Here is a 13182-nt window from a genome sequence, read left to right on the forward strand (position 1 = left end):
ATTTTTTGTGAGCTTAGTCTACGGGGAGGGTAACGGGCAAATGTCCTTTGGATAGCCGCCGCATCGCACTCTGCAAATGTGCCTGAGCACTTTCTGCATCCCCCAGGCGCATTTGCTCGTACGCCCGCTACGCAATCTCATGGGGCACCGGCTTGAGTTCGCGCTGGGTCGCCATCGCCATCAACTGCAGCTGGGCGGCAAGTTCAAGGTAATACAGATCGTCCCACGCCTCGGCGATGGTGGGCCCGGCGACGATCACCCCGTGGTTCTTCAAAAACAGGATGTCGGCATCGCCCATGACGCGGGCAATCCGGTCGCCTTCAGACTCGTCCAGCGCCAGACCGTTGTAATCCTCGCCCACCGCCGTACGGCCGCAGAACTTCAAGGCCGTCTGCCCCAGCCACAACAGCGGCGGGCCTTGCAGCAGGCACAAAGCCGTGGCGTGCGGCATGTGCATATGGAACGCCACTTTCACCCTCGGCAGTTGTTGATGCAGTCTCGCGTGGATGTAGAACGCGGTCGCTTCCGGCTGCCCTTCGCCGGCCATGCCGTATAGGGGACAGACTTACTTAATCAAGCCTGATCCCTACTGCTGACTCGGCCCCGCCGCCACCACCGAACCCGCCGATGTGTGTAAATCCAGCACAGGCATTTGCGAAGGCCGATTCAATGCGCGCAACACCGGCGCATCGTATCCATACACATCAGGTTTGAAAGCCACTCGACCATCACTGCCCAAATCCACCGTCCAGTACGCCAGCAACACCGGCACTTTCACCGGAAGCCGGATGTTCTCGGTCTTGCCGTTAGCCAGTTGCTTTTGAATGCCTTCGCTATTCCAGCGGACCGGGTCATTGAACAACAGCTCCACGAGTTGCAGCGGGTTCTCTACCCGAATGCAGCCCGAACTAGTGGCGCGGATAGTTTTGGCAAACAACTCGCGATGCGGTGTGTCGTGGAGGTAAATCGCATAGTCGTTGGGAAACCGGATCACCACCTGACCGAGCGAGCTGTCAGGTCCGGCGTCCTGACGCAGGGTGAGGCCGCGCGGATTGCTCCAGTCGACAGTCGACGGATCGAGCACATTGCCTTCTCTATCAAGCACGCGAATCTGGTTGGCGGCCAGGTAACCTGGATCGTTCTGAATTTTTGGCAACACATCCTGCTTGAGGATCGTCGGCGGCACGGTCCAGGTCGGATTGAACGTGATGTAAGAAATCTCGGCCTGAAATACCGGTGTATTGCGCACCGGTTTACCGACCTGCACCCGAGAACGCCAGATCGGGTGACCGTCGCGATACATCGCAACCTTGTACCCGGCGATATCCACGATGACGAACGTGCCCTGAAGTTTGTAAAGCAGCCAACGCGCCCGCTCCATGTTCACCCGCACCTGATCGATGCGCGCATCAACGGACACATTCAGCGCCGCCAGCGTCGCTGCGCCTGCCATACCATCCGCCCCAAGATATTGCTCGATTTGATACTTTTTAACCGCGGCGGTGACGGCGGCGTCGTAGTTCGTCCCGCGCGTAATTCGCGGGTCCAGAAAACCGCCTGCGGCCAACCTCGCCCGCAACTGCGCGACAGCGGGTTCGTCCATGCCAGGCTTGAGGGAATGGCCTTCAGCAACCTTCGGCCAGCCGCCCATGTCCCGAACCTTGCGCAGTTGCGCCAAGGCTTGACGCAAGCCGACGTAAACCGCTTCCTGCGGCGGCGCTTGAGCAAAGGCACGGGCGACATCATGGTTGTCGAGTGCGGCGAAGAAGTTATTGACGTCGTCGCGGGGATCGACGCCGGACGGGTCGAAATTCCAGTGGATGTCGAGCCGTGAAGGATCGACCTTGCCCCGCCGCAATTGCATCAATGCAGTGATGAAGGTATGAGTCATCGCCATATCAAAGGCTGCCCGTTGCTCGGGCGTGGCCGACGAGGTCTGCATCGATGACTGAGACCTGACCAGTTCATCAATATGGAAATCCGCCGGGTTCAAACCGTCGGCCTGAGTGTCATTCAGGCTTTTAATTAACTGGCCGACGTCGGTGTCATTCGACCAGGCCGCGCGATAGGCGCGATGCGTATAAAAATCCATGACCAGGCGGCTGACATCCACCCGCCGATGGCGCGGTGAAGTGAGCAACGGTGGAAACGCTGTTTTCAGTGGAGCAAGCGTGGCCTGAATCGCCTGAGCGACGTTATCGTCCGCTGCGGCTTCCATTACGGTGTTCGGCGCAATTGTCGACTCAATCGGCGAATTTTCGGCGATCGCAGCGCCGCTGATCAGAAAGCCCATAAAAAAGACGCGGCTTATGACGAATAACCTTGTTAACTGCCCCATGGATAATCCTTAATCTCCCGCATTCAACGGCTAGCTTTCCACACACTGCTAGACTCGAAACTATCATGATGAGACATCTATATGGCGCCAGAACGCTTCGGCCTCCTACTCACGGCACTGCTACTGACGATAACGTCAGTACCGTCAGCCTACGCCGATTCGCTCGCGGCCGCCCTCATCAAAGCGGCCCCCAATGCTAACGCCAAGGTGATTGGACTGGCCGTACGCGCATCCCAGTGCAGCATTGCTCAAGGCAAAGCACCTGTCCAAAGACTCGCCGTCATCGACTATTCCCTGCCTTCGACCGAACAACGGTTGTGGGTGTTCGATTTAAAGAAGCGCAAGTTGCTGTTTCATGAACTGGTCGCCCACGGACGCAACAGTGGCGAGAACATGGCGGTCAACTTCTCCAACCAGAATGAAAGCTTTGCCACCAGTATCGGCTTGTACCGCACTCAACAGAGCTATGTCGGACAGAACGGCTATTCGTTGCGCATGGAAGGCCTGGAACCGGGTTTCAATGACAACGCGTTTGACCGGGCAATCGTTATTCATGGTGCACCTTATGTCAGCCCGGTGCTCGCCCGTGCGAATGGACGGATTGGCAGAAGCTTGGGCTGCCCTGCCGTGCGGCCGGCGATTGCTCATCGGCTGATTGATTCGATGAAGGATGGGCAATTGCTGTTTTCGTATTACCCGGATCAGCGTTGGTTGAAGTCTTCTTCGTATATCAATTGCGGCAGCGGCACTGTTGCGGATGCGTCCAGGCCGAATAAGATCTGATAAAAAAGGGCAGCCTATCCGGCCGCCCTTCTTCTTAACGCTACGTCCCCCTATCAAGAAACACCCTGGCTGGGAATCGAGGCTGATTTAAAAACTCAGGATGATGTTGAGCGGTGCAGTAAAAAATAAGTACCCTCAGCCCCCACTCCATCATGGAAGCCGGATAACAATGAAAAACATAAAAAGCACGATGATGCTCGGTGGCCTGCTCGCTCTATCGTTTGCCGCTCAGGCAGAGCAATCGCATTTGGACAGCGTCATCCAACAGGGTCAACTGCGCGTGTGTACAACAGGCGACTACAAACCCTATACCTACAAGGCCGAGGACGGCGAATACTCGGGCATCGACATCGCCATGGCCCGCTCGCTGGCCGACAGTTTGGGCGTCAAGGTCGAGTGGGTGCAGACCACCTGGAAAACCCTGATGCCCGACCTACTGGCGGGTAAATGCGACATCGGCGTCGGCGGCATCTCAGTCACGCTGGAGCGCCAGAAAAAGGCCTTCTTCAGCACCACGCTGGACGTCGACGGCAAAATCCCACTGGTGCGCTGCGAAGAACAGGCGCTGTACCAGACCGTCGAACAAATCAACCAGCCTTCGGTTCGTTTGGTCGAACCGGCCGGCGGCACCAACGAGGCCTTTGTTCACGCCTTTCTACCGAAGGCGCAGTTGCGGCTACACGACAACGTGACCATCTTTCAGGAGCTGCTGGACAAGAAGGCTGACGTGATGATTACCGATGCCTCGGAAGCGCTGTACCAGCAGAAACTCAAACCCGGCCTGTGCGCGGTCAACCCGACGCAATTCATGCAGTATGGCGAGAAGGCTTACTTGCTGCCCCGCGACGACATCACTTGGAAGTTGTATGTCGATCAGTGGCTACACCTGGCCAAAGTCACGGGCAACTACCAAAAAGTTTTGGGCCAGTGGATAGCGACACCCGAGCCCAAATAGCCGCCACCTACTCGATCCATGTAGCAGCTGGCGCAGCCTGCGTCCGGCTGCGCAGCAGTCGCCTTTCAAGGGCAACGCAACGGCAGAAACACCTAAGCCGTTGCGCCCGCCCTTAGTCGTGCAGCAAACCCTCGCTGTACTCACTGAAGCTGCTACCGATTGCGCTCCCGCCGAAGTTCAACTTGTTGGGGTTGTTGGGGCTAAGGCCATCAAACGATTGGCAGTCTTCTGAAAAACAGCTGCTGGTGCTGACACCCGAGCAGGCGCTCAACAGCAATGCACCGGCGATCAACACGACTTTGAAGAGGTTCGAGATCATTTTTCAGTTCCCTGTGGGTTGGAAGCGCGGTGACCTTAGGGAGTCATCCTATGCCGCAAGAGCAACAGGAATTATGAAACTTTGCTGGGCGACAGCGTTGGTTCAGGTACTGATTGCTTGAGGCAAAAAAGGGCATTCCCCAGACAAACTGTCAAAAAGAGCAACGTCCTACACGACTCTGGGAATTGTCCGTACACTTGCGCATTGCTGTGCCTTTGTCACGAGGCCTATAGTCCGATCCGCGTCCATATGACGTATCGGGTTTGGCGACTCGATGATAAGGCACAGAAACCTCCGAGCCAGCTCGGAGAGTTTCTAAACGCACTTGGCTACCTTTTTTTGGTGGCTGTGCGTGGGAGATCTTCGGGTCTGCCGGTTTGTGCCTTGTCCGGTTCGCCAACCCGCGTGCAGCTACCACCCTTTGTTTGGCGACAACGAGTGGTAGGTGATCTCACTTCACTTCAAGGCAATCACTCATGAAAGAATATATGGCTTTAACCAGCAACGCAGACGACCTTCCCTCGCTGTATGTAAATACCACCCAGCCACTGCACTCCCTGCTTAGCACCGCACGCTACCGAATTGGTGCGGTCACGCAGATCCTAGAAAACCTCGCGATGCGCGGCGACATCACCACGGACTCGGTGATTCTCAGCGACTTCGCAATGCTTTGCTGCATACCCTTGCGCGATGGCTGCGATGTATTGGACGTCATCGCTCGACGCATGGATGCTGAACCGTCCTGACGTCACAAAGGGGCGCCCTCCTCGGACGCCTCTCAGCCCACACAGGGGACCGGCAGCATAAGCCGTCCTGTTTACCGCTCTTGCGGTTTGCCCGAGTACTATCAATCACATTAACTAATCAGCATGAATGCGCACCCTTCGGAATCTCCGATGACCACTACCAAAAAAACCGATCAACGTTACAGAAAAGTCATTCGTAAAGAATTGACGTTCCTGGATATTCGAGAAGCAGTACGTGATGGGCAGAAATTGTTTGATACGTTTGTGATCACTGGCAAGCTTTCTAGTACAACGTAGGCTTGAATGCCGGTTACGAAAAATAAAACCGTCCCCCCCTTTCTGCTCTTTTTCAGATTTTTTTGTTTGTGGGTGATTTTCTCGTTGAAACTGGCAGAATGCCTCCACGGAAAAGCGACTTCCGAACAATCGCTGCAGATTAATCCCATAACAGAAATTCGGTGAGTTTATGATTAGCAATGAAGACACGGACGCTTTCAGAGAATTAGCAAACTCAGTGCACCTCGAAAAATCAAACTTTTCGGACTATGACTATCACTGCAGACTACTAAATCAGAGCGATTTATTAGAGCATCAGGTTTGCGACGCCTTATTCCAACTTATCAGAGAGTCTATTGTTGCAACATCGGGCGAAGATGGAATAAATCTGCGCGAGCTCGAGCGAGCGCTTTTAAGACAACACCTATATCTCGGGTCGACATTCGTATATCACACTTTGGTAGTTTGGATATTATTCGGAGTTAACGAAAAGAAATTCCGTTCGTTGTCCGAGGTCAGTCACTGGCGAATTGCACTTCGTGCGGTGTACTGCTTGATGGCAATTCCGGGCCATACGCCAAGTGGTATAGGAAACGATCGTGACATAGCAGTTACGCAAGCAGCCATTAGGCTAAGATCGCAAGGCTATGAAATTGGAATTCGTGGTGGAGAATTTTTCTTCGAGGAAGGGCAACTTAAACTAGCATATACAAATCTAGATAAATCGATTAGCACGGTCGGAGGTGCAGCGATAATTTTTTGGATTTTCTGGATGTTTCATCATAGAAAAAAATTCAGTAATGAGCGTTATTTGGCCGGGCGCGAGGCCGATAGCCCTCATGGCGAAGTGAGAATGCCAGCATATCCACATGGATACCTGTTGAACATGTCAGTCCGACACCTAAGAAAAAAAAGCCACGAAAAAACCTTCACTCCAGAAATCAATCAGATATTCGAATTAGCTAGAGACATTGTTTCTATTTTTGACGTTGAAGACTATTCAATGTACGCAAACATATTCACCGACCATGAGCAACTACCTAAATATATTGAACGACTTACACTTGGTGACTTCTGCCTCAGTTTTCGACAGGTAATTGCCCGAGACGTTGTAAAGATGATGCGCGAGTTGTTCACATGGGTCGACAGCCCCAAGATGCGAACCAAGTTAGGATGGGACGTAACTGACGCAATACGTCTTGCTGAAGCAACATTTACGATGGTACGCCCGGAGGCAGTCAACGCGATTATAAGCCACAGCGACCTGGCGAAACAGATGGGGTGTTCATCTAAATTTGTTAAAAATATCGCGGATCACTTTACGCATAAAACTGATTCTATCAACCATGATTTTTTTTCACCAACAGACTCTTCAAAAGCCGACTTTCACAACAAACCATTTATATGGCAACCCGGCAATAAGTTATTAGTTATTTCCCCTCCAATCTGTTCAATAGGTTTTTTTGAATCTTTAGCTAGGGTCACACGGGAAAATGAGCGTGAAACAGACAATAAAATAGGCGTGGCTATAGAGCCTATGTTAGGACGTATTTTCGCCGATCACGGTATCACTCCATCCGCGCTCTCCAGCCAATACAAAGTAGGAAAAAAAACACTCGATTGTGACTTAGCTATTGAGTGCGACAACGCCGTAATACTATTTGAAATAAAAAAGAAACCCCTCACAAAAGCAGCTATGGGAGGCCGTAGCCTTGAGGGACTGATTGATCTTAGTCGCTCTATGATAAAGTCTCAGACTCAACTGTCATATCAGGAAATAGAGCTTTTAGAAAACAACGGAATAAACTTTATCGACGGACGACACATCAAACTTGAAGGAAGAAAAATTGAGCGTATTGCAGTAACGCTTTTCGATTGGGGAAGCCTTCAAGACCGCACGGTAGCCGACAACATTATAAAGACCCTATTCACAGCACAAATATCAGCAACACAGGGTACAGAAGCTCAAAAAATTGCACTTGACGAATGCAACAAACTTCTGGAAACCCTACTATCACAAACAACAGAAATATCTAAATTCAAACCTGACGAAAGACAAGCATTTTTCGATTGTCTTTTTCTAGGCGTACCACAAATCATATTCTTATTAAAAGATACAAAAAACTCAGATGAGTTTTACGAAAACTTAAAAACCATTAAACACTCCTGCATGTCCAGCATGGACATGTTCAATATACTTACCTATACAAAAAAATAAAAACAAAAGCAACAAGTTTAAAAAATGCTCTCCCTAAGGAAAACCTATAAACAAAAGGCAATCTTTTACTAGAGCTAGCTATGCCCTTCCCTGCGAAGGTAAGGACACATTAAGCAAAAGACTACAGCGTGATTGGTTTCAATGGAACAAAGGGACAGATCTATTTTTCTCATAGAAACGTATCCGATCCATGAACCACACCTCCCGTAAGACAACCGCCTCGTTTACCGTGGCATCTCTGGCGAGCAGTTCCATGGCAGTAGCGCTTCGTAATCGGCCACCGACTCCGCATGCGGCAGCCGCTCCAGTACGTGGCGCAGCCACGTATAGGGCTCCTGGCCGTTGACCTTGGCGGTCTCGACCAAGCTGTAGATCTGCGCACTGGCGGTGGCGCCTTTGGGCGTGTCGCTGAACAGCCATGCCTTGCGCCCGATCACAAACGGTTTTATTGCACGCTCCGCCGGATTGTTGTCGATCGGTAAAAATCCGGCCTCCACGTAACGCTCCAGACGGCTCCAGTTGCTGGCCAGATAATTAACGGCCTTGCCAAGCGCACTTTGCGGCGTCACCTGCGACTGCGTTTTATCCAGCCAGCTTTTCAACTGAGCCAGGATCGGCAGGCTCTTTTCCTGACGGCCAATAAAACGCTGCTCATCACTGGCATCCTTGAGTTCACGCTCGATGCCGTACAGCTTGTTGATCATCGTCAGTGCAATATCGGCACGTCCCGTCTTGCCCTTGGGCTGCACTTTTTGCGCATCGACGAACTTGCGCCGTGCATGGGCCATGCACGCCAGCCGCTCCACACCCGGTTGCAACGCCAATGCGTTATAACCCGCGTAATCATCAGTCATCACGTAGCCGCGATAACTTTCCAGCAGGCGCAACGGCACGTCCTGCGCACGGCTGGACGTGTAGTCGAACAGCACGACTTTTCGGTCTGGCGGCCCGCTGGCCTGCACCCACATCCAGGATTGGCTGGTAGGGTCTCGATCCGGTTCCTTAAGTACCTGGACGCGGGTTTCATCACAGTGGATGACCGGGCTTTCCAGCAATCGGTCGCGCATTAAATTCAGCAACGGTTGTAAGTGCTCTCCGCACTGGATAACCCAGCGAGCGAGAGTCTGACGCGGGATATCGATACCGTGTCGGCTCAGCACCGTTTCGAAACGATGCAGCGGTAAGCCATCGACATACTTGGTGGTCAGCAGCATCGCCAGTACGCTCGGACTGGCCATGCTCTTTTCGATCAACTGAGCAGGTTTATCAGCAGTGACCGGAGCCGTTTCACAACCACGGCAGCCGTAGACTTTGCGGATGTGTTTGATCACTCGGATCTGCATCGGCACGATGTCCAGCTGTTCGCTGGTTTCTTCACTGATCACATGCTTGCGGCAACCGCAGGCACAGGTCAGTTCATGTTCTGGCAGTTCGTGGATGACTTCGATGCGCGGCAGATCAGCCGACAGTGGCTTGCGTTTGCCACGACGTGGCGTCGGAGCAACCACTTCTTCGTCAGCGTCGCCGACTGAAGGCATCGGCTCGCTTTCGGGCTCGTTGAATAACGCGAGTTGAGGCGTGTTGGGTTCAACGGTCTGCTCGGATTTACGTCCGAATAAACGGTCGCGCAGCAACTTGATCTGTTCTTTTAGATCGACGATATGAGTCTGGTATGCCTCAGCCGTTGCCTGCTGACGGCTGAGTGCCTCAAGCAACATTTGCTTGAGCAGAATAGGGTCATCAGGGAGGTCTTCGGGCATCAAATTCATGCCCGGATTATACCCGTCAAGCGACGAATCTTGGCGTTAAAACCTTGTGAGGACGGTTGCGCCAGAGATCAAATCCATCCAGTAGCCAGTTCAGCTCCTGAACGGTCAGCACGATAGCCTCGTCCACCTCATCAGGTGAAATTTTAAAACGCTCGGACTCCAGGCGCTTGAGCCAAAGGCAGAAGCCGTTGCGCTCCCAGTACAACACTTTGACGCGGTTACGGTGGCGATTCAGGAAAACAAAGAGCACGGGGTCAAACACCGCGACCTTGATATCCAGTTCGACCAGCGCAGCCAGGCCATCGATGGACTTTCGAAAGTCTACCGGCTTTGGATAGAGGTACACTTTTTCAACGCTGGCATTGGGACGCATCATGGTGATGGGCTCCTCATGGAAATCGGGAGCACAGCATCAGCCGTCAGCTATCCGCTTGGAATGTGGGGTTCATGGATCCCTTACATAGAAACAACATAGAAAATAAATCCGTCCCTTTAGCTCTCAGAAATCGACCGCTGCTTTCGCACTCCCTGAGAGTCGCGCAAAAAGTCTTAACCTATTTACAAAGTTTTGCACACAGTGAAACTGTCGATCGCGTCACCGAGCCGGCAGCTGGCCTAAGCTGGGCCGTTGGTTGCCCCTCCATACTCTTTGCAAAAAAAGCACGCAAAGCCCGTCGGCGGGAGGAGGATAAGTGCTTTTTCATGCTGTTTTTTCTTGCCGTCTGATTTTTCCAGCTATCCTCGCTGATCACGTCACGCTAAGCTGACCATGACATTGCAACCCCGTCCAGTGCGGTTTTTTTCATTATTAAACAGCGCATGATTTATAGCGACGCTGATTACCTATTACATGGAGTTGATCGATGTCATTTACATTGACGCTTGAAGAGTTTCTTACAAAGGCTGGATACACTGCTAAAGATTGGGAAAAATCAACGCTTGACTGGTCTCAGTTGGAGACGATTGCAAAACATCATGACAACGCCTTGAAAACCCTGTCTCTTCACGGCGGCTCCATCGCAAACAGGCTCCAAGAATTTAATGGAGTACACTCCGTTAGGTGGCGAGTGAAAGATACTTTCGGGCTTCTAAAAAAAATACTAAGAAAAAACCTAGAGCCTCTCCCAAAAGAAAAGTGGGTCGGTATCACATCCAAAAACTATAGATCTGTTGTATCTGACCTTATCGGCGTCAGAGCACTTCATCTATTGAAAGAGGATTGTTTCGCAATTGACGAGCAGATCCGGGAAACTTGGAATATCACAGACACATCAATTTTCAAGAGAAATGGTGATCGAGAACTTACCGAGATCATTGAACGTGGTGCTAAAGAAGATATTCACGACGCAGGTTATCGGTCAATACACTACGATTTTTCCTATGGCGCAGAGAAGGAACCGATATTAGTAGAGGTACAAGTCCGAACAATATTCCAAGAAGGCTGGAGTGAAATAGACCATAAAGTCAAGTATCCAGACTTCTCTGAAAACAGCTTGCTAATCCACTACCTTGACTTATTCAACGGATTATCCGGCACCGCAGATGACATGGGGTCATTCGTAATACAACTTGATCAGCTAATCAAAACAACAGACACAGCAATCCTCGAAGGTGAGGCCGCCCTGGCAGCAAGAGATTCTGACATAGAGGCATTACAACAAGAGATCAACAAATTAAAATCTGAGGGTAGCGCCTCAAAAACAACTATTGACTCACTTCAGACTAGCGTTGACAACATCAAAGAAAAGAACACAGCAAAATCTAAGACTTACGGATTAGCGCAGATACTTGCAAGTAACTCGTCAGATATTTTCAATTCTAAGCTGCTAACAACAGACCCTGAATATTTAAAATCCATAAGCAGAGTAACCAACCGGACCAGCAGTCTCGCAAAGCTTATCGACGATTTGAGATCACCAAACAATGAGCTTGCAAAAACTCTTGAGCAGCTAAGATCCCCAGATACAAAACTTGCAAAAGCTCTCGAACAGCTAAGCGCCCCCAACTCAGCGCTGTCAAAAACTCTTGAGCAGCTAAGCGCCCCAGACTCAAAACTTGCAAAAGCTCTCGAGCAATTAAACTCCCCGAATACTAAACTCGCAGAAGTGCTTGCAAAACTAGATAGCCCGAGCTCTGCCGAAAGCACCCTCGGGAAAAATAAAATTTCTACCAAGCCCGCTACGAAAAAAAATTAGGGTAGACCCTATAGAAACTAGAGAGCCAGAATTCTCGCGAAAGATTAATTCATAGTGTGATCGGCTTGAGCTTCGCTGATAGAGCCAACGCTTGCGCTGCCTTGGCCGTGAATATTGCTGCATCGGTCGGGCTCGGCGCTGGTCCTAGTACGTGAGAGTGTGCAGCCGGCTGTGTGTTCATCTGCTGCAGCAGGTCCAGCATGTCGCACACCAGCTGGAACAGGTTCACACCTTCAGACCCGCTCTCGCGCAGGCCCTGAATCTTCTCCTGCATGTCGCCACCCACCGTGGCGTTGTGCTTCTGCGCCACCACCAAATTCAGATCACGACCGGTGGACTGGTGCAGATCGTCCACGGCCGCCAGACTCACGGATCCGCAAAAAAATGGGGACAGATTTATTTACTCGTAGCGATCCAGTCGATTTCCTCCCATGCTTTTGCTCAGATGTACTGAGCAATCGCAGAAAAGCTCGCCTAAGCCCTGCAACCCCAATCCTGTTAAACTCCCCCACTTCCCAGCCCCACCCATCTCAGATCCCCCCATGCCCCCAATCACCGCCACACCCGCCCCGCTCTCCCGCCGCTTCTCCGTCGCCCCGATGATGGATTGGACCGATCGCCATTGCCGTTTTTTCCTACGCCTGCTCTCCAAGCACGCCCTCCTCTACACAGAAATGGTTACCACTGGCGCACTCCTCAACGGCGACCACGACCGTTTCCTGCGGCACAACGAAGCCGAACACCCGCTCGCCCTGCAACTCGGCGGCAGTGTGCCGCTGGACCTGGCGATGTGCGCGCGCATGGCGCAGGAGCACGGTTACGACGAGGTGAATCTGAATGTCGGGTGCCCGAGTGATCGTGTGCAGAACAATATGATCGGTGCGTGCCTGATGGGGCATCCGCAGTTGGTGGCGGATTGTGTGAAGGCGATGCGCGATGCGGTGTCGATTCCGGTGACGGTGAAGCATCGGATCGGGATTAATGGGCGGGACAGCTACGAGCAGTTGTGTGATTTCGTCGGCACGGTTCGGGATGCCGGGTGCACGAGTTTTACGGTGCATGCGCGGATTGCGATTCTGGAGGGGTTGTCGCCGAAGGAGAACCGCGATATTCCGCCCCTGCGCTATGACGTGGCGGCGCGGTTGAAGACGGATTTTCCGGAGCTGGAGATTATTCTCAACGGCGGGATCAAGACCCTGGAAGCCTGTCACGAGCATTTGCAGACGTTTGACGGTGTGATGCTGGGGCGTGAGGCGTATCACAATCCTTATGTAATGGCTGAGGTGGATCAGCAACTGTTCGGCAGCACGGCGCCGGTGATTAGCCGAGCCGAGGCGCTGGCGCAGTTGCGGCCTTATATAGCCGCACACATCGATGCGGGCGGCTCGATGCACCACATCACTCGGCATGTGCTGGGGCTGGGCACCGGGTTTCCGGGGGCGCGCAAGTTTCGACAGTTGTTGTCGGTGGATATTCATAAGGCCAAGGAGCCTTTGGTGTTGCTGGATCAGGCGGCAGAGTTGCTTGAGGGCCGTTAACGGTCGCTTGGGTTGAACCTGTGGTCTGATTTGGCATCGTATTTA

10 protein-coding genes and 2 pseudogenes are annotated in these 13182 nt (G+C 52.2%); 6 read left to right on the forward strand and 6 right to left on the reverse strand.

Annotated features, from left to right (window positions below; translation table 11 throughout):
• Nucleotides 1-13 precede the first annotated feature (13 nt).
• Nucleotides 14-547, reverse strand: a pseudogene (locus ACYZTU_RS19175) (aldolase); the annotation flags it as partial.
• Nucleotides 548-586: 39 nt separating this feature from the next.
• Nucleotides 587-2338 (reverse strand): L,D-transpeptidase family protein, encoded by a 1752-nt coding sequence (locus tag ACYZTU_RS19180; RefSeq protein ID WP_461964732.1) that lies wholly within the window; start codon nt 2336-2338, stop codon nt 587-589.
• A gap of 81 nt (nt 2339-2419) precedes the next feature.
• Here ACYZTU_RS19180 and ACYZTU_RS19185 point away from each other — a divergent pair, with 81 nt between their 5' ends.
• Complete coding sequence (locus ACYZTU_RS19185; RefSeq protein ID WP_461964733.1) at nt 2420-3121, forward strand: murein L,D-transpeptidase catalytic domain family protein; 702 nt, start codon at nt 2420-2422, stop codon at nt 3119-3121.
• Between the two features lie 169 nt (nt 3122-3290).
• Entirely contained in the window at nt 3291-4076 is a 786-nt protein-coding gene (locus tag ACYZTU_RS19190) for a transporter substrate-binding domain-containing protein (RefSeq protein ID WP_461964734.1), read from the forward strand.
• Nucleotides 4077-4188: 112 nt separating this feature from the next.
• On the opposite strand, the gene ACYZTU_RS19195 is transcribed toward ACYZTU_RS19190, so the two are convergent.
• On the reverse strand, nt 4189-4395 hold the full coding sequence (locus ACYZTU_RS19195) for a hypothetical protein (RefSeq protein WP_461964735.1): 207 nt from the start codon (nt 4393-4395) through the stop codon (nt 4189-4191).
• 476 nt (nt 4396-4871) lie between these two features.
• On the opposite strand from ACYZTU_RS19195, the gene ACYZTU_RS19200 reads away from it, so the two are divergent.
• Nucleotides 4872-5141, forward strand: a complete 270-nt coding sequence (locus ACYZTU_RS19200) for a hypothetical protein (RefSeq protein ID WP_046047769.1) — start codon at nt 4872-4874, stop codon at nt 5139-5141.
• Between the two features lie 466 nt (nt 5142-5607).
• Nucleotides 5608-7635 carry a hypothetical protein gene (locus ACYZTU_RS19205; protein WP_461964736.1) on the forward strand — a complete coding sequence of 676 codons (2028 nt, stop codon included), beginning with the start codon at nt 5608-5610 and terminating at the stop codon, nt 7633-7635.
• A 224-nt stretch (nt 7636-7859) separates the two neighbouring features.
• On the opposite strand, the gene tnpC is transcribed toward ACYZTU_RS19205, so the two are convergent.
• Nucleotides 7860-9404: an IS66 family transposase gene (gene tnpC, locus ACYZTU_RS19210; protein ID WP_461964737.1), complete on the reverse strand. Its 1545-nt coding sequence runs from the start codon at nt 9402-9404 to the stop codon at nt 7860-7862.
• 16 nt (nt 9405-9420) lie between these two features.
• Nucleotides 9421-9780, reverse strand: a complete 360-nt coding sequence (gene tnpB / locus ACYZTU_RS19215; RefSeq protein ID WP_252117532.1) for an IS66 family insertion sequence element accessory protein TnpB — start codon at nt 9778-9780, stop codon at nt 9421-9423.
• 487 nt (nt 9781-10267) lie between these two features.
• On the opposite strand from tnpB, the gene ACYZTU_RS19220 reads away from it, so the two are divergent.
• Nucleotides 10268-11599, forward strand: a complete 1332-nt coding sequence (locus ACYZTU_RS19220) for a hypothetical protein (protein WP_461964738.1) — start codon at nt 10268-10270, stop codon at nt 11597-11599.
• A 49-nt stretch (nt 11600-11648) separates the two neighbouring features.
• On the opposite strand, the pseudogene ACYZTU_RS19225 reads toward ACYZTU_RS19220, so the two are convergent.
• A pseudogene (locus tag ACYZTU_RS19225) lies at nt 11649-11975 on the reverse strand (hypothetical protein); the annotation flags it as partial.
• Between the two features lie 166 nt (nt 11976-12141).
• Between ACYZTU_RS19225 and dusA the strand changes: the two are divergent.
• On the forward strand, nt 12142-13137 hold the full coding sequence (gene dusA, locus ACYZTU_RS19230; RefSeq protein WP_129442950.1) for a tRNA dihydrouridine(20/20a) synthase DusA: 996 nt from the start codon (nt 12142-12144) through the stop codon (nt 13135-13137).
• Nucleotides 13138-13182 lie beyond the last annotated feature (45 nt).

The sequence above is a fragment of the Pseudomonas sp. HLT2-19-2 genome (assembly GCF_054898005.1).